The sequence below is a fragment of the Beggiatoa alba B18LD genome (assembly GCF_000245015.1).
GTDB classification, from domain to species: Bacteria; Pseudomonadota; Gammaproteobacteria; order Beggiatoales; family Beggiatoaceae; genus Beggiatoa; species Beggiatoa alba.
In genome coordinates this window covers 1,548,250-1,566,012 of record NZ_JH600070.1, presented here as the reverse complement: position 1 = coordinate 1,566,012, position 17,763 = coordinate 1,548,250, and the positions used below count along the sequence as shown (strand labels likewise).

Sequence of the window (17,763 nt, the reverse complement as noted above, 5' to 3'; positions counted from 1 at the left end):
TAAGAAAAATGACATTATTCATTAACGCGGCAACATCACAGTTTCAATAACCAATAACAACACAGAAATGATATTTGCTAACAACGCACCGCCCGATAAAGACACAATACTTGCCATATCCGTTGGAGTCATCCCTGTTTGCTGCACATGAACGACTGTTGTCCAAACAATCGCCGCTGCAATCAACTGCAAATCTGCAACTAAACTGGTTGCTAACAAAACCGCGCCCATTTGCGAACGGTCGCCAAACTTCAAAACCGTTGCAATAAAATTCACCACAATCGCAAAGGCTAATTCATAAACATGATGATGCTCAGGATTATCAATATCACCAATAAAAAAACCAAAATTGAGCGTCAACGCGAGGACGATAAAAAATGCAAAAACGACTTTTTCTGGATTCATACGATAAGATGAAAGAAAGAAATGAGAGAAACGCAAAATTCTACTGAATGGCGTTTATGATAGATATAGCGAATCTAAAAAATCTGTATAGAAACCAACAAAGGCGGGAACTCATGCAAACTTTAGTGCTCGGTATAGGTAATACCCTACTTTCTGATGAAGGAATAGGCATTCACGTTTTAAACTACTTACAAACGCAACAAATTAGCCAAAAAACAGTAAATCTTGTCGACGGTGGCACACTGAGTTTTAGCCTTGCACCACTCATTGAAGAAGCAGAACAACTCATTGTTATCGACGCAGCACAACTACATGCCCCAATTGGAACAATACGCTATTTTATCAACGAAGAAATGGAAACATTCCTAAACAAACGCCAAAGCAGTGCGCACGAAGTGAGTTTGATTGATTTATTAACAGTAGCAAGTCTGACAGACAGATTGCCAAAACGGCGGGCATTAGTGACGGTACAACCTAAAAAACTGGACTGGGGAACAACTCCCAGCCCAGAACTTGCTTCAGCTATTCCTCAAATCGCCGCGCTAGTCATTCAGCTTATTGAGGCGTGGAGCATTTCAGAGACTGCCCCCGCAGACTAACACAGCTTTATCCTTTATAAATTCACTTAAGTTAAGTTTTTCAATCGTGATAAACCAGCGAGGGATTAAATACATAATTGTCTGAATCAGGATTTTCAGAATTAGCAGGATTTAAAACCCTAAAACCAAGAAATTATAGCAAACGTATTATAAAACGACATGAAGGACTGGCAGTCCTCACAGGACTGCCAGTCCTAAACTTAAATCACTTTATGGTACGGTTACTATAATGCGAATCACGTTTTTTAATTCTGCTAATTCTGTGAATTCTGATTCAGACAAAAGGGTTAAAATAAACAACTAAAACCCAACTTATTTATCACTATAGTAAACGTACCATAAAGTAGTTCAAATTTAGGACTGGCAGTCCTCAAAGGACTGCCAGTCCTTCGTATTGTTTTATAGTACGGTTACTATACCTAAAACATTATTCAAACTAGGATTAAATAATGTCCCTCTTTCGTAAAAAAGTCATCGATAAAAACCTTACGATACAAACAATTCCCGCAGAACATTATGAAAAGTTAAATAACTGGCAAACTTTAATAGAAACGAAAGCCTTAGAAAAAGAAACCGAAATTTCTTTACAAGGCATTTTTATGCAAAACATCATGGTCGATGTTTTAGGGTATGTTCCATTCGGACAAGCAAAAACGTTTAACATTATGCGTGAATACCCCATTGCACGCGGAAAAGTTGATTTAGCCTTAGGAACATTTAGCCCCGACAAAAAAAATGACCAACTACAAGCCGTTTTTGAACTAAAAGGCGCGAAAACTAAAAATTTAGATGCCATCATGAGCGGGCGACATATTTCCCCCGTCCAACAAGCATGGAACTACGCCCGCAATGCACGAGGCTGTCAATGGGTTCTCGTCTCCAATTATTTAGAAATCCGCCTGTATGCCGTCGGTGAAACTTCCCTTGTTTATGAACATTTTGATTTAGCAAAACTCACTGAACCTGCTGAATATTCGCGCTTTATCCTCTGCCTACATGCCTCTAATTTACTCACAGGCAAAACATACGCTTTACTCGAACAAAGTCGCCAAGCAGACAAAGACATCACTGCTCAACTTTATAATGATTATCGTGGCTTACGTGAAAATTTACTGGCGCAACTGATTGAAGATAACCCTAATTATTCACCGCTTGAACTAATCGCTCCCGCGCAAAAACTGCTCGACCGCATTCTATTTATTGCCTTTGCCGAAGATAACGCCCTTTTACCTGCAAATAGCTTAGAACAAGCCTATAAATATAAAGATATTTATAATAAACGTCCTATTTTTGATAATTTCAAAGGCTTATTTAATGCCATCAATAAAGGTAACGACGAATTAAAAATTTTCGCCTACAACGGCGGATTATTTGCGAACGATAAACTTATCGATAAATTGCAAGTTTCAGATAATTTATGTCAACAATTTTGTGAACTTGCGAAATATGATTTTAATTTTGAAATTCCTGTCACAATTTTAGGGCATATCTTTGAACAATCGATAACTGACCTTGAAGAAATACATCAGCAAATTGTCAGCGGTGAAGCGTTTAATATTGCTAAAAAAGCCCATGCTGTCAGTGGTAAGCGCAAACAACACGGCATTGTTTACACACCCGACCACATCACCGCATTTATTGTCGAACAAACCTTAGGCGATTATTTACAAAGCTGTTTTTTAAGCTGTTTAGCCGAATTCGGCACATTACAAGCGGATGGTGTAATTGAGTGGCGGAAAGGCAAACAAATAGAATTAAAATTTTGGTATGCGTGGCAAACTGTTTTAAAAAATATCAAAATCGTCGACCCCGCTTGTGGTTCTGGCGCGTTTCTCATTGCCGCATTTGATTTTTTACACGCTGAATATACACGGATTAATCAAAAAGTTAGCGAATTAACGAATAGTCCAATTAGTGATTTATTCGATTTAGACAAAGAAATTTTACAAAACAACTTAAACGGCGTTGATTTAAATCCTGAATCGATAGAAATCAGTAAATTATCGTTATGGTTGAAAACCGCGAAAAAAGATAAAAAACTCGCCCTGATTAACCAACAGTTACAAGTTGGTAACAGTTTAGGCTTTCATGAACCCGCACCCAATTCAAGTTTTTATTGGCAACAGCATTTTGCCAAAATTATCGAGAATGGCGGTTTTGATGTTGTTTTAGGCAATCCGCCTTATGTTCGACAAGAATTTCTCAGTGATTTAAAACCCTATTTTCAAGAAAAATATCAGGTTTATCATGGAGTCGTTGATTTATATGCGTACTTTTTCGAGTTAGGCTTTAAGCTCTTAAAACCACAAGGAATGCTTGGCTTTATTTGCTCATCCACATTTTTTAAAACCAGTTCAGGGAAACCCTTACGCGAGTTTTTACAAAAAACGGCGACTTTAACTAAAGTCGTTGATTTTGGGGATTTACAAATTTTTGAAGGGGTCACGACATATCCTGCTATTTTGATTTTTAAAAATCAGCCTGCAACGGCTGAAAGTCAAATTAAAACCCTTATTTTAAAGGATAAATTGCCTGAAAATTTAAGCGATGTTTTTACCGAACAGCATGGCGTGATGGCGCACGCACAGTTAAATGCGGAGAGTTGGCAAATTGAAGATGCACGTTTAAATCAGTTGCGAGCGAAATTAACACAGGGTTATCCGACGCTTAAAACGGTTTACGGCTCGCCACTTTACGGAATTAAAACGGGTTTAAATGAGGCGTTTATTGTTGACCGCATGACACGTGATGAATTGATGCAACAAAGTCTGAAAAAACCCGTACATAGCTCGTTATATCGTGGTGTATTAACGGGTTTAAATGAGGCATTTATACTTGACCGCACAACACGAGATTCATTAATTCAACAAGATGCTAAATCAGCTGAATTGTTAAAACCATTTTTAGAAGGTAAAGATTTAAAAAAATGGCACATACAACCACGTGATTTATGGTTAATTTTAATACCCAAAGGTTGGACACGGGAAAAAATGGGCGGGCAGTTTGATGAAGTGACTGCATGGGCATGGTTACAAAAAAATTATATATCTATCGCACAATGGCTTGAACCGTTTGCAGAATCAGCTCAAAAGCGTACCGATAAAGGGGAATTTTGGTGGGAATTAAGAGCTTGTGCTTATTATGAAGAATTTGAGAAACCCAAAATTATCTGGGCGGATATTGCTTGTGAAAATAAGTTCTTTTTGACACAGGAGAATTATTATTTAGCAAATACAGCGTATATGTTGCCTTGTAAGGATTATTTTTTATTAGCTTGGTTAAATTCAAAGGCTTGTACTTTAATTTTCACGGGTATGAGTACAATGATACGCGGTGGTTTCTTTCGCTATATTCGTCAATATATTGATGAAATTATAATTCCCCCCGCTACCGACGAACAAAAAGCCCAGATTGGACAACTTGCCGAGCAATGCCAACAGTTAGCAGAGCAACGTTATCAGTTAGAAATTAAATTACAACGCCGTTTTGCGGATTTAGGTGTGCAGAAGGTCAACCAGAGACTAGAACAATGGTGGTTATTAGACTTTCAAGCCTTTCAAGCGGAATTAAAAAAATCGTATAAAACGGAAATCAGTTTAAAACAACGTGATGATTGGGAAAGTTATTTAGAAGAATCCCGCGAAAAACACACAATCCTTAATCAACAGCTTCAGGCATTAGAAAATCAGATAAATCAAGCGGTTTATGCGTTATTTAATTTAACAACGGAAGAAATTAGTTTGATAGAAAAGTGAGAATATTAAACCTGCTAGGTTTTCAAAACCTAGCAGGTCTGTTGGAACACATGAAAAGGGTTGAAGGACTGGCAGAGATTATTCTATTGTTTTTCATAAAGATTTACCAGACAAAATTACAACATTGTCTGAATCAGGATTTTCAGAATTAACAGAATTTAACCCGCAAACCCAAAAGTCAGGGGAATCACGCTTTTTAATCCTGAAAATCCTGATTCAGACAAAAAAAGACCTGCTAGGTTTTCAAAACCTAGCAGGTCTCTGTTTTTTGCTCGTTACCAAGCTCTGCTTGGTAATGCCTGCCCTGCAAGCTCCGCTTGCCGAATACAAACAGACTTAAGATTGAAGCATTCAAGTACAAGCCAAGCAGAGCTTGGTAACGAGTAAAACACAATAAATTATGATGAATTTTGTGTGTAATTATCACCAATAGTCTGTTCGATATACTCTGAAAAACTCGAGTAATTTTTGTGTTCTTTACCTTTTGTTTTCGCTAAAACTGTTTTATCAACACGGGATTTTATGTAATCAGCTAGTTCTTCAAAACGTTCTAACGGAACATGATAAATTGAACTATCTTTTCCAACTTTAAATCGCTCTTTCAATTTTGAACCAAAAAAACCATAACTCATATTTTCTTTACCTACCTCCCACTCTTTATATTCGTTATAACGAGTTATTAAGTAGCTAATGTAATTCTTTTTGTGAATATCTGAACCGATAGAACCTTCGGGATATTTATTGACAACTTTTTTAGTCGCTTTTTTTACAACTGTAGTATTGATATTTACAGCGTTATTATCTCCAACCACAGCATTATTAATAGGAGCATTAAAATTATTGACTTTTGTAGTTGTGTGGTTTTGGTTAGTCGTATTTTCCTGAGAAAGACTAATTTTTTTCTGCAAAACTACTTCAGAGTTAATATCTCCCTTGGTAATTTTTGAATGGCAAATAGGACAGATAAGAAGTAGATTACTAAATACATCATTACTAGGATTTTCATCTATATGATGAACTTGGAAATGTCCAACATCTTCATTACCACAAAATGGACATTCAGATTTTATCTCTTTCTGCAATTTAGCTTTAGTTTTTGCAGGGATAGACTTTCTTTTTTTGGGAATATCATTTGTATCTGTCATGTAAAAATAACTCTTTGTGCTAAAACATATTTAAGTGAAAAATATTATATTTGTTTTTTAATAAAGGTACAACTAATTAACTTTAAAAGTTTTTTATTTTCCTAATTCGAAATTCGAACTGAGATGGTAAAAACAAAAAAATGGTTTTTAAATATGCGCATTAAGCAATTGCCACCAGTCCTTTTTTGTTTATCAATGAGAGCAATTTAAGTGAAGCTCCCGACGGTGTCTTTTCACCACGTTCCCACTGACTGACTGTGTTTTTTGAAACATTCATATAACGCGCAAAAATAGTTTGGCTCCCGTTTTCACGTTCACGGATGCGACGAATTTGTTCAGAACATAGCGGGACAATGGGGGTTAAGCAGTGTTCATCAAATTTGCGCATTGTTTGTTTATCAAGTAAGCCTGATTCATGAAGGTTTTCAGCAGTTTCATGAATTGCCGCTATGATTTCACTACGGTATTGTTTAGACATCGAAATATCTCGAATATGTAACACTAGGTATTATATACACTAGCGTTGTCTCGTTTGTATTTCAAGTGAGCAAAAATGAAGTTGTTACATAATGAGTTTTGCGAGTTTTATAAAATAAAATAGAGACCTGCTAGGTTTTTAAAACCTAGCAGGTCTGTTGGAACACACGAAAAGGGTTGAAGGACTGGCAGAGGTTACTCTCCTATTTTTCATCGGGATTCACCAGACAAGATTAAAACATTGTCTGAATCAGAATTTTCAGAATTAAAAAGACAAGAAAATTAAAAGAATAAAAAATTATGTTTTTAATTCTGCTAATTCTGAAAATTTTGTGAATTCTGATTCAGACAAGCTGTTGTCCTTTTAAAAGAAACTCGCAAAACTCAGGTTAGGTTAGGCATCTATCATGGTTGTAGAAAAGCTTGTTCTAAACGGTCTTCCCAGTCAGGGGGAACATGGGGAAAAGTTAATTGCACATCAATACGAAAGAAACGCGCTTGTTGAATTTGTGCTTCTTGTTTAATAAGTTGTAATAGTGGTTCAAATTCTTGCAATTCGGGGTGTTCTGATAAAATCCGACTTAAATACAGCATATATTTATATCTTCCTATTATTGCTGATGATTTTCTTTAGGTTGAGGAAGTTTTTTTGCAGATAACTGTTTTTCACGTACATCTATCAATAATTGTTTTAATTGTTCTAGTTCAAAACAGCGAGCGAGTGTCATTAGGTGTCTTAAAAAGGCATTCGCTTCAACATACTTTGTTGCTAAGTCTTCCGCAGTTTCAATAAATCCTTTTACTTTGCCAATATTCGCTAATGCCCATAATTCGTCTAAGCTGGCAATAGGTAAAACATTCATTGTGGCTTCATCATAGTCATGTGATTCCACTTTATTGGAATGTAATGGGTCATAAACCCACTCAAGTTGACAATAGAATTGAATTTTTTCTAGTAGTTGATTGATATTGATTGGTTTTTCTAAAAAGTCGTTACAGCCTGCTGCCATAAACTCTTCTCGTGTTTCTGTAAAGACGGTCGCTGAAATTCCGATAATAATTAAGCCTGCACTTTCAGGCTGTTGGCGCAGTTGCTTGACGCAGTGCACGCCGTCCAAATAAGGCATTTTTAAATCCATCAGGATAATATCAGGGTGATGTGCTTGTACACGTGCTAAGGCTTCAAGACCATCATTTGCTTCAAAAGTGGTAAAACCTAAAGACTGTAACAAACTGACTAATAGTTCACGATTACTGTTTGCATCATCAACGATTAGGATACTGCGTCGTTTGCCTGTATAACCAATGGCTTGTTGTACAAGGGGCGTTAGTTGGTGTAACTGTTTATATTCTTTGACTGTTAATGCAATTTCAAACCAGAATACACTGCCTTGACCAACCACACTTTGTACTTCTAATTGTCCGCCCATCATTTCAACCAGTTGACGGCTGATTGATAATCCTAAGCCTGTTCCTTCAATTTTATGGGTTTTTGCATTATGAATTTGTTCGAAGGGTCTAAAAATGGATTCAATTTTATCCGCAGGAATTCCAATGCCCGTATCTTCTACCTCGAAACGAATATGATTATCGTGATAGACCGTTTTAAAAGAGACGTAGCCGTTAAAGGTAAATTTGGCAGCATTACTTAATAAATTTAATAAAACTTGGCGGAGTCGAGTTTCATCTGCATATACCAACAGGGGGAAAATGTTGGGCTGGGGGGTGTTTTCTAAAGAGCTTGGCGGTGGAATTTGTTGATAAATAAAATTAATCCCTTTTTGTTGTAAATGTTGTGAAAATAACAATACGATTTCATTTAAAAAATCGGTTAAGCAAAAATCACTGGGTACTAACTCTAATTTTCCCGCCTCTATCTTGGATAAATCTAAAACATCACTGACTAAAGTGAGTAAATATTCTCCACTCTTTTGTATGATATGGACAAAATTCTTTTGATTATCAGTTAAGCTATTATCTCGCATTAATAATTGTGCATAACCTAAAATACCATTCAGCGGGGTACGTAGTTCATGACTCATGTTTGCTAAAAAAGCACTTTTTGTATGATTTGCAATTTCAGCGGTTTCTTTCGCTTGTTGTAAGGCTTGTTCAGCTAATTTCCGTTCCGTAATGTCTAAGGCAACTGCACCGATTAAGCATTCTTGTTCCATTTCAATCGGAAATAAGGTCGTAACAAAATAACGTTCATGATTGGAAATAGGCAATGCATCTTCTACGGTAAATGATTCTTTATCCTTGACAACTCGAGTAAGGCGTTCATTGATAACATTGGAGTTGATTAATTCTTGAACCGTATGTTCTAACAAGCGATAAGTTGGTAGTTGCCATAAATCTTCTAATGCTTTATTAACTAATAGGTATTGACCTTGTGCATTTAAAACACCAATCAGCGCGGGACTATGGCGTAAAATCCCTTCTAATTGACGTGTGGTTTTATGTAAGGTCATTTCAATTTGTTTGCGCGTGCTAATATTTTGAAAAGTAATTGTAAATCCATCACTTAATTTCACCGCAATCAGGTGATACCATGCTGGTGTTTGTTGTGCAAATCCGAAGAACCATTCTTTATCTAACGGTGCGCCTGTTTCAGCAACAGCGACATAGTTTGCAAACATCCCTGTTACTAAACTATGGGGAACAATGTTTAAAAAGCGTTTTCCTAATAAATCTGTTTTGCGGGCAGTGACTAAATTAACTGCCATTTCATTGGCTAAAATAATTTCAAAATCAATAACTTCTCCCAAGTCGTTTCTGATACATTGGAATGCCATGATGCCATTCATGGAGCTATTTAAAATCCCTTCTAATAACTGTTCTGCCTGTTTTCGTTGGGTAATATTTTGGGTAACAACCATCCCATTAATAATCTGACCTTCTTCATCACGTAATGGTGTATAAGAAGCAATATAAACAAACTCATTGCAAGGCGTTTCCATCACGATGGATTCCCCTTCTAATACACGTCGATAAATCGGTTCTAATACTTCAGCCAATTGATAAGAAACAACTTCTTTTAACGTTTTCCCCTCCATCTGTATCTGGTCTAAACCAGTTTCGGCTAACCCCATGCCATCCGCTAATACATAACGTAACTCATGATCAAATAATAAAATCGCGCCATTTGGAAAATTCTTCGCAATGGAGCGATAACGGGCTTCACTCAAGCGCAAAGCCAGTTCAGTTTGTTTACGTTGAGTAATATCTTGCAAGCTAAATTGAATTAATTGCCGTCCGTTATGTTGAAAAGACATTAAATGTACTTCAGCTTCCCACAATTCCCCATTAGTACGCTGATGTTGCCATTCAAATACATGATATTGATTAATAATGCATTGTTCTAAATGCGCATAAGCGATTAATGCTGAAGGTGAACCATCTAATTGATACGGTGCAGAGACATCTAAAGGCGTTTTACCTAATACCTCTTCACGCTGTTTAAATCCATAAATGTTGACCGCAGCAGTATTGCAATCAATAAAACATTTTGTATCAGGGTCTAAAACAATCAAAGGAATATAAGAACCTGCAAATAAAATTTTGTTATATGATTCACTCTCACGCAGGGCTAATTCTGTTTGTTTACGCGCAGAAATATCTGTTAGTGTTCCTAACATCCGTATTGCTCGTTTATCAAGCCATTCAATAACTTGCCCGCGCCCCTCAACCCATAACCATGTATCCGCATTGGTTTTCAAGCGAAATGTAATACAAAACGATTCCCCGTTTTTCGCTTTTGCACGCAAAATATCAAGCGTGACAGCTTTATCATCAGGATGTAACAGGTTTTGCCACTGATGAGTATTAATAGGTAATGTATCCGTAGAATATCCCAACATTTCATAACAACGGGCATTCCAAACGACTTGTTTATGAATTAAATCCCAGTCCCAAATCCCATCATTAACTGCCACTAAGGTTAAGCGATACCGTCGTTCACTGGCTAATAATTGTTGTGCTCGATAAGCAACTTCTGTTAATAAGGCATTCGTAGAATGGATTAACTCGCCAATTTCATCTTGCTGATGACTGGGAAAACAGCTTAATTGTGCGTTTGTCTCTGGCAATGTGGCTAAATTGATTTGTTTTAACGCATCAACAATTTTTGTTAATGGCTTAGTTGTCATTTGTCGCGATATCATTAATAAGGCAATCGCTAATAACAAACTTCTCAAAATTCCAAATGATAGCTCTGCTAAAGTACGATGCCAAAAATTATGCCCCGCAACAGACCCTTGTAATATAATCGTTAAATCACCGACGAATTCTTGTTTCTGTGTATGGGGGTTCAGATAATTTAAAGGGATATGAAAAGGAATATGCTCGCCAAACAAGAGCATTAGAAAATAATTATTGCTATCTTGCCCTATTTTGAGACGAGTGCGCTCGGCTAGAATCTCCCCATGCTCTGTTTGTAATTTTGCATACTCAATGGCATGAAATTGCATTAAACCGTCTAAAACTTCTCCCGCTAACGCGGTGTCTATCGTATAACACGCTCGAATGGCAGTACCTTTTATCGCGTTTAACAATTGATGAGCAATATCATCAATAGATTGACGTGTATTAATAAAATCCCAAAAGACCAGCGACACACTGATGATAAACCCTAAAAGAATTGCAACGGACAAAACAAGAACTGATTGCTTAACAGCAAGCTTTTGTTGCAAAAAGAACCCTCGTTTCATTGCACGCCCCAGTTTGTACTAAGCCAACCATTTATCGTGTTTATCATAATTTCATCTAATTTCTGAAAAAATTTTATCTTTATTATCGTTATAAAATAAAACTCATGCAGTTTTAATACCATACGTTAAACCAAATAAAGTTAAATAAAACAAATGATAACTATACATTTAGAAGATAGTTTGACCGATTTAAAAAAATTCGGACAAAATAACCAATGGTTTCTTTAATACACAACGACTTTTCTGCACAATAGCAATATCCATCAGCAACAAAAGACATGGCTTTACTGATTCCTTTTTGTCTTTAAACGAGGCTTATGATGTACATTACCCTACTACGAAAGCTGTATAGTTTATTGTTTTTATTGAGTTATACTTGTTTATCAACAGTCAGCTATGCAGATGATAAACCAGCAAGTTTGAGCCTAGGCTTTCCCTTATCTTACCTATCCGCAACGGATGCCCTGAATAAGTACACACCTTTAACGAACTACCTGACGCAACAAATAGGGATACCGATTAGTATCACAGCAAGTAACTACAGCACCCATTTACAACTTGTCGGAGAAGATAAACTCGATTTAGCCTTTATGAGCGGTAGCTTATACATTGAAATGGTTGATAAATATCAACACACTGTCCCATTACTTGCCCGTTACACCATTAATCATCAACCCGCGTTGTATAGCGTGCTGTTTACCACAACAAAAAACCCAATTCAGAATTTAAATCAATTGGTTGGAAAAAAAATTGCATTTGGGGAAAAAAATTCGAATTTAGGGACAAAAGTCCCTTATTATGTATTGAGTCAAGCAGGAATTACTCTTGATAAATTAAGTGCTTATGATTTTTTAGATAATCATCGAAATGTTATGTATGGCGTACTAATGGGAGAATATGATGCTGGTGCATTACCTGCGGAAGTCTTTGATGAAAATAAAGATAAGGGGTTAAAAATACTAGCGATGTCTCCTGCCGTGTCCTCACATTTACTGGTTAGCCGTCGTGATTTAGATATTCGTTTAATTCAACAATTACAACAAGCACTATATACATTAAATCAATTGCCCGAAGGACAAAAAATTCTGAATGCGATTGGAAAGAATATTACAGGATTTGTTCCTGCAACGGATAGTGATTACGACTCACTGCGTGAAATTTTACAGCAAGCAAAAGCCCTAGATGCGCGATAGGTTTTGAATCTAGCAGGTTTTTTTTTGTCAGAATCAGAATTCACAGAATTTTCAGAATTAGCAGAATTAAAAAGCGTGATTCACCTGACTTTTTGGTTTGAGGGTTTTAAATCCTGCTAATCTTGTTAATCCTGAAAATCCTGATTCAGACAATGTTTTAAATCCTGTGAATCCTGATTCAGACAAAAAAAACCTGCTAGATTTTTTAAAATCTAACAGGTCTGTGTTTAGTAATTTATACCATCACTGAATTAGGAATATAGCTCGGATTTAGATAGATATAAGGATAAGCACGGCTAGTGCTGTCCTCATTCAGCTGTGTTGCAAGCGCGTCGAGTTTTTCACGGTAGTTTTTAACCAAGGTTTGTGCTTTCGCTTCTAGGCGATAGTTGCCCATCTGTCCTAAACGAAAATCAGTTAGGTAGAAAATAAAGGCTTGTGTCATTGAAGGTTGACGCAAGGGTAAGGCATTGAGCAAGTATTCTTGATTGATTAAATCACAATGAATAGTTGTCGGCGCAGGTTCATAGGCGGCAAATGGCATCGCAGGGGTAAAGCCTGAGAATAGATATTGTGGGTAGTGGATGCTGGAATGGTGCGCAGTGGTAATAAAAATGATTTGTCCGACTGCTTGTGCAAGGGCTTCCACAGTTTCAAAACGGCTGGGGAAGCCTTTTATTCGCATACCATCATCATCCGCCATAAAGCGTGCCCATGCTTGAATCTCGTTATCTTCTGCCAGTATTTTGGTATTGGGATAATAAAGATTTAAGTAATCTAACACAAAGGCTTGAGTTAAATCCCAAATTTTCCGCCCTTCAGCCGCATAGGGGTAGAATAATTCAGGTAAATCTACTTCGCGTTTTGCAATATCTAGCGGTAGCGCATTGGCAGTAAAATCATAGGTTTTAAATGCTGTTGACATCAGCTCGACCATTGAGTCGTAATCACCTGCTAATTGCGCCCCAAAATCTCCTGGTACGCCTTTGCTGTTTTTCAAAAACAGATGATGTACGTTTACGCTTAAGGTGTATTCCAAATTTGGCTTAAGCAGTAAGAAAACAGGGTGGGTTTTATACAATTGTTGATGGGTAGCTATCACAAAACTTTCAACTAGATAGTGAATTCGAGTTGCGTGGGTGATAAATTCTTGATAGTTGACATCAGCAACTTGGGCGTAAAGTTTTGCGGCTGTCCATGCTAATCCGTCTAGCGGGGTGAAAACGGGGTTTGTGTCGCTGGGGATTTGGTTTAGTTGTATTGCTAACGGTTGTAAAACTCCAGAGGCTTGGCGGTAGAGGAGGACAAGGGGGGCGGTAACATATTGTTTGCGTCCTGCATATTCGCCTTGGTGGTCGACAAGCCCTTGTAACATGGCGTAGTCAACAAAAAATAGGCGACGATTATCAAATGCGCTGTCGAAGTTGTCGCCTGCGGTGAGTTGGGGAAACAGTTGACGAACGCGGGTTAAATCAAAATTGGTAGGCAGTAAATTAGTTGAGGACGCGCCTTGTAGAGTGACGTGGTTAATGCCGATTGCACGTTGTAACCCAAAATAAGCATCACTTTGAAAGTTATCAATAAAACGAGTATCTGGAAAAGAATCTCGTCCAAAAAATAAGTAGTCTTGATAACCCGTAATTGGACGCTTTAACCATTGTTTGATTTGCGTGCTTAAAATGCGCGGTAAGCTAGGCAATAGGCTCAATAAATTTTTAATCGAGCCATATTGATAAGCACAATCAGGTTTTTCCGCATCGGGTAGCTTTAACACAGTCGCAAATGTATCGTTATAGCTATATTGATACGCATAGACTTCGCGCATTTTTTCTAAATAGGCTTGGCGTTTTGCCGCGTCGGCTTGGCTGGGTAAGGTGGCTACTGTTGACATGTATCGACTGCTCCTTGTTCTTCAACGTAATTATTGGCAACGGTTGCAGGTTCTATCGGAATCGGACATGCCGTTGTTTGTTGCGTTAAATCACGGGATTTTAATGTTTTCAGATACTCGATTAATTCCCAGCGTTCTTGTTCGGTCAATTCTGCCCCTAAAACGCCTTTATAGGGATAGTTTCCATTCCAACCCGCTTGTTCATCTTTGGTTAAAGAACGGAATTCATGCCCTGTGTTGCGATTACCTGTAATGTTGGTATCAAATTTAAAGCCTTTTTTCAGTGGGTCTGTGTTATAGCCAATATATTTTGGGTCAAATTCACGACTGCCTGTGTAGAAGGTTGTCGCCCGTTGTGTTGCAGGGGAAAGGAGTTGATACAGGTTAGGCACTGAGCCGTTGTGTAAGAAAGGCGGTGTTGCCCACACGCCATCTAAAGGACGCGCTTTGTAACATAAAGGGGAACGGACTTTATTTTCACGTTTACCATTATATTCATCACGTTGTTCTTGTGTCAGTTTTAACTCATCATATTTAATATTAACTGCACTTTCTACGGTGAGCGGTAATCCTAATTCGCCTTTAACCACGCCTAAACCGAGTTGTTTAGTCTCAACAAAGCGTTTTGCCCAGTCATATACGACATTACTGTCTGTGCCTAACAGGTCAACATTAACTAACTTCAGTTTTAACAGGCGCACGCCCCATTTATTGGGGGCTGTCCAATATTGCGCATTGCAAATTTCATCGGAATCTACGGGTGGTAAATGGCAGGTCATACATTTTTCACGATATAGGGCTGCCCCTTTTGTCGCTTTTTGTGGGTCTATCGCGCCGAAAATGGCTTCAGGCCAAACAGGGGCTTTTAAACCTTCAAAGGGTTTTTCGCCGCCGATTAGTTTTTCAAACTGATATAGATTTTCTACATTAAGCGTGGACGAGAAAAAGCCTTTTGCGGGGTCTTTTAAATTGATTTCAGCAAATACGCCAAGGGCTTCGCCTGCGTTACGGGTCATCGGTTGCATGACGGAGCCGTTATATTGCACCCAATCAAACCAAGAAATACCCCATAAATAGGGAAACGTAACAGGGGCATCAATCGTGCGATAATTACCTTCATATAATTCAAAACCAAAAACGAAATTGCCAATACGATTTAATGCATCTAAACGTCCGAAACTTTCTACAGTTGCCGCATATTTTGTATCTAATTCGCCCTGTTTAATAATTTTTTCTAACTGAGCATGAAATTTAGTTTTTAGCGTTGCTTTATTATCGCTACTGTAATCAGCACCTAAAACATTTTTAGCAAATCGATCAAAACGGAAAGGGTCGTAATAAGTCAACATCATGGCAAACCCTAATGCATTTTGAAACTGCGTAAAGTTTGCCAAACTTTGCCCGCCTTCTATACGGACACCTGTCCCTTTATAATTTAACTGCCCCGTATGACAAGCCGCACAGCTTAGACCAACAACACTCATTTTCTCTTTGGTTATTGGATCAACATAATTTTTATCAATCGCAAATCCAACGGGTAAACCATCAGGGTTATAAGTTGTTTTCTCATCATCAAATAAAAACCCATAAGCACTTAAATATGCTTTGTCTCTAAATGGCGCAGCAGAGACAAATAAGGTGGGGGTTGGTTGTTCTAATGCCATAAACCAACTGGTTTCTAAAAAGAAGGTACTGCCTTGAGTCGCATAGTGATACCAATCAATCTCTTTTGTTGTCCAACCTTGTTCTAATAAAACAGTTTTTTCAACGGGATGATATTCTGGTACACCGATTTTTGAGTCATACCAAGACTTTACCCAATAAAAACCAATTACTAAAGCCAGCAGAATTAAAAAAATAAACAATCGCCGACATGATAAACGCATATAGCTATCTCCATGATAATACGATTTTTTCACGAAATTGCTTTCAAACAAATAATAAAAAGACACGAATACAGATGCACTGTATCGCAAAGAATGGCTAATCGTTTGGGTGAGGACATTAGAACAACGTATATAAACCACATATTTAATCATCATCATATGCTGATTTTATAAATGTCATCGCGGGTAAAAAATTTCATGATTTTTGATGAATTGAGTATTGTTTTTGCATAAAAAACAGCATTTTTGAAAAAGCTGTTTTCTTAATTTCCTCCGTTGGTCAATGGATGCTTATACAAATCGTCTTTATAGAAATAAGATTGATAAATAATCGTTAATCAATGTACTGCAAATAAAATTTTACATAAATAGTTGTTTATACATATATCCCCTAATTTTATAAATTTAAAAAAAATAAAAAATCTTTTGCAAACATAATTTCTAGTAATTATGATTAGTTTTACTGTCTTGCTTAAAACAGAAAAGATGACACACAAAATAGATTAAGACATTCATAAAAAAACAATAAGTCATCATATAAGATCAGGGACATGGGCTAGTTATTACTCATAACAAATTTGATGTTCAATCAAAAAATCACAACCAAAGCATATTTATTGTTTTATAAGAAAAGGTACTATTTAAAATAAACATGATGGCTACCTTTATTATTCAAATGTTTTTTAGAAATGACAGTTTTCTTTTAGAAAACAGAAAAAGTTTATGTACTTGCTTTACTAAATAATTAATACCGCTACGGTTGCACGTTGGGTTGAGGAATCTATGCTGTCTATAGAACCTATTTGAAGTCTAAGATAAAATGTAAAAGATGAAAAAACAAAACAAAAAGAGTCCTTACACAAGTAGCCTAACAGATGCAGAATGGGCAGTGGTTGAACCCCTCTTAAATGCGTTATTGCCCAAAAAAAAGCTTACCTGTCCGCATAAATGGGGCTATCGCCTGCTATTTGATGCAATGCTTTATCAGCTCAAAAATGGCTGCCATTGGGGCGACCTTCCTAAAGACTTCCCTCCCTATTCAACGGTTTATTGGCATTATAAACAATGGCGGGCTTCGGGAGTTATCGATAAACTGATGATAGGCTTACATGAAAATGCCCGCACGCAATCAAAAAAAACGCTCAATATACAAGCCTAATCATAGTAGATTCCCAAGCGGTGAAAAATACTTGTCTGGCGAGTCGTCAAAGTAAAGGCTTCTGCTTTTACAAAGCTACCAATGGAATTAAAAGACACTTAGCCGTTGATAGTTTAGGCTTGCCCTTGTTTACACGCTGTACAAAAGCCAATATCAATGATGACCTAGGATTGATTGAGCTGTTCAAGGAGAATATCGATTACTTCAGGAACAAACCTTTAGAGATGCCTAAAACGACAATTCTCTTGGATAATGGCTATCATCCTGTGCGTATTCAGGAAGCGTTAGAAAAAATTTATCCTGATATTCTGAGTAAAATCCAGTTTGAGTTATCTCCCAAGCCCAATAAGCAAGAAAAGTTAGCACAAGGTAAGACAGGCTTTGTACCTGTTAAAGCAAGATGGGTAGTAGAACGTTCTAATGCTTGGGTTGAGCGATGTAAGTCCTTAGTTAAGAACTTTGAACGGACTCTTGAGAATGCTAATGCTAAACTGAAACTGTGTTTTATCAGACTCATGATTAAACGAATCGCTTCTTTTTAAAC

At 37.2% G+C, this 17,763-nt stretch carries 12 protein-coding genes; 5 read left to right on the top strand and 7 right to left on the bottom strand.

Annotation, left to right across the window (positions count from 1 at the left end):
* Positions 1–21 precede the first annotated feature (21 nt).
* Entirely contained in the window at positions 22–405 is a 384-nt protein-coding gene (locus tag BEGALDRAFT_RS06315; RefSeq protein ID WP_002684884.1) for a DUF6394 family protein, read from the bottom strand.
* Positions 406–518: 113 nt separating this feature from the next.
* On the opposite strand from BEGALDRAFT_RS06315, the gene BEGALDRAFT_RS06310 reads away from it, so the two are divergent.
* Both BEGALDRAFT_RS06310 and BEGALDRAFT_RS06305 read left to right on the top strand, forming a co-directional pair.
* Complete coding sequence (locus tag BEGALDRAFT_RS06310) at positions 519–1,004, top strand: HyaD/HybD family hydrogenase maturation endopeptidase (RefSeq protein WP_002684879.1); 486 nt, start codon at positions 519–521, stop codon at positions 1,002–1,004.
* A 449-nt stretch (positions 1,005–1,453) separates the two neighbouring features.
* Positions 1,454–4,759 carry an Eco57I restriction-modification methylase domain-containing protein gene (locus BEGALDRAFT_RS06305; RefSeq protein WP_002684877.1) on the top strand — a complete coding sequence of 1,102 codons (3,306 nt, stop codon included), beginning with the start codon at positions 1,454–1,456 and terminating at the stop codon, positions 4,757–4,759.
* A gap of 398 nt (positions 4,760–5,157) precedes the next feature.
* Here BEGALDRAFT_RS06305 and BEGALDRAFT_RS06300 read toward each other — a convergent pair whose 3' ends face one another.
* From BEGALDRAFT_RS06300 to BEGALDRAFT_RS18010, 4 genes are all read right to left on the bottom strand, one after another.
* A complete protein-coding gene (locus BEGALDRAFT_RS06300; protein WP_002684875.1) occupies positions 5,158–5,904 on the bottom strand; it encodes an HNH endonuclease signature motif containing protein in 747 nt (248 codons plus the stop codon).
* A gap of 160 nt (positions 5,905–6,064) precedes the next feature.
* The gene (locus BEGALDRAFT_RS06295) at positions 6,065–6,382 is read right to left on the bottom strand and encodes a helix-turn-helix domain-containing protein (RefSeq protein ID WP_002684873.1); all 318 of its coding nucleotides are present in this window, start codon (positions 6,380–6,382) and stop codon (positions 6,065–6,067) included.
* A gap of 404 nt (positions 6,383–6,786) precedes the next feature.
* Positions 6,787–6,975, bottom strand: coding sequence for a hypothetical protein (locus BEGALDRAFT_RS06290; RefSeq protein WP_002684871.1), 189 nt, complete (start codon positions 6,973–6,975; stop codon positions 6,787–6,789).
* A 17-nt stretch (positions 6,976–6,992) separates the two neighbouring features.
* Positions 6,993–11,090, bottom strand: a complete 4,098-nt coding sequence (locus BEGALDRAFT_RS18010) for a PAS domain S-box protein (protein ID WP_002684869.1) — start codon at positions 11,088–11,090, stop codon at positions 6,993–6,995.
* A gap of 317 nt (positions 11,091–11,407) precedes the next feature.
* Here BEGALDRAFT_RS18010 and BEGALDRAFT_RS06280 point away from each other — a divergent pair, with 317 nt between their 5' ends.
* Entirely contained in the window at positions 11,408–12,283 is an 876-nt protein-coding gene (locus BEGALDRAFT_RS06280; RefSeq protein WP_081484144.1) for a PhnD/SsuA/transferrin family substrate-binding protein, read from the top strand.
* Positions 12,284–12,518: 235 nt separating this feature from the next.
* Here the strand turns inward: BEGALDRAFT_RS06280 and BEGALDRAFT_RS06275 are convergent, their stop codons facing one another.
* Complete coding sequence (locus BEGALDRAFT_RS06275) at positions 12,519–14,174, bottom strand: lipoxygenase family protein (protein ID WP_002684867.1); 1,656 nt, start codon at positions 14,172–14,174, stop codon at positions 12,519–12,521.
* Entirely contained in the window at positions 14,162–16,060 is a 1,899-nt protein-coding gene (locus tag BEGALDRAFT_RS06270; RefSeq protein WP_002684865.1) for a di-heme-cytochrome C peroxidase, read from the bottom strand. The genes BEGALDRAFT_RS06275 and BEGALDRAFT_RS06270 overlap by 13 nt, the downstream gene beginning before the upstream one ends.
* Before the next feature lie 829 nt (positions 16,061–16,889).
* On the opposite strand from BEGALDRAFT_RS06270, the gene BEGALDRAFT_RS06265 reads away from it, so the two are divergent.
* Positions 16,890–17,219: a transposase gene (locus BEGALDRAFT_RS06265; RefSeq protein WP_040294833.1), complete on the top strand. Its 330-nt coding sequence runs from the start codon at positions 16,890–16,892 to the stop codon at positions 17,217–17,219.
* Between the two features lie 20 nt (positions 17,220–17,239).
* Positions 17,240–17,761, top strand: a complete 522-nt coding sequence (locus tag BEGALDRAFT_RS06260) for a transposase (protein ID WP_198284588.1) — start codon at positions 17,240–17,242, stop codon at positions 17,759–17,761.
* Positions 17,762–17,763: the final 2 nt, after the last annotated feature.

What these genes read in the sequence shown, in the direction of transcription:
- BEGALDRAFT_RS06315 (WP_002684884.1), bottom strand. Translation starts at nt 405, where the DNA reads ATGAATCCAGAAAAAGTCGTTTTTGCATTTTTTATCGTCCTCGCGTTG.
- BEGALDRAFT_RS06310 (WP_002684879.1), top strand. Translation starts at nt 519, where the DNA reads ATGCAAACTTTAGTGCTCGGTATAGGTAATACCCTACTTTCTGATGAA.
- BEGALDRAFT_RS06305 (WP_002684877.1), top strand. Translation starts at nt 1,454, where the DNA reads ATGTCCCTCTTTCGTAAAAAAGTCATCGATAAAAACCTTACGATACAA.
- BEGALDRAFT_RS06300 (WP_002684875.1), bottom strand. Translation starts at nt 5,904, where the DNA reads ATGACAGATACAAATGATATTCCCAAAAAAAGAAAGTCTATCCCTGCA.
- BEGALDRAFT_RS06295 (WP_002684873.1), bottom strand. Translation starts at nt 6,382, where the DNA reads ATGTCTAAACAATACCGTAGTGAAATCATAGCGGCAATTCATGAAACT.
- BEGALDRAFT_RS06290 (WP_002684871.1), bottom strand. Translation starts at nt 6,975, where the DNA reads ATGCTGTATTTAAGTCGGATTTTATCAGAACACCCCGAATTGCAAGAA.
- BEGALDRAFT_RS18010 (WP_002684869.1), bottom strand. Translation starts at nt 11,090, where the DNA reads ATGAAACGAGGGTTCTTTTTGCAACAAAAGCTTGCTGTTAAGCAATCA.
- BEGALDRAFT_RS06280 (WP_081484144.1), top strand. Translation starts at nt 11,408, where the DNA reads ATGATGTACATTACCCTACTACGAAAGCTGTATAGTTTATTGTTTTTA.
- BEGALDRAFT_RS06275 (WP_002684867.1), bottom strand. Translation starts at nt 14,174, where the DNA reads ATGTCAACAGTAGCCACCTTACCCAGCCAAGCCGACGCGGCAAAACGC.
- BEGALDRAFT_RS06270 (WP_002684865.1), bottom strand. Translation starts at nt 16,060, where the DNA reads ATGCGTTTATCATGTCGGCGATTGTTTATTTTTTTAATTCTGCTGGCT.
- BEGALDRAFT_RS06265 (WP_040294833.1), top strand. Translation starts at nt 16,890, where the DNA reads ATGAAAAAACAAAACAAAAAGAGTCCTTACACAAGTAGCCTAACAGAT.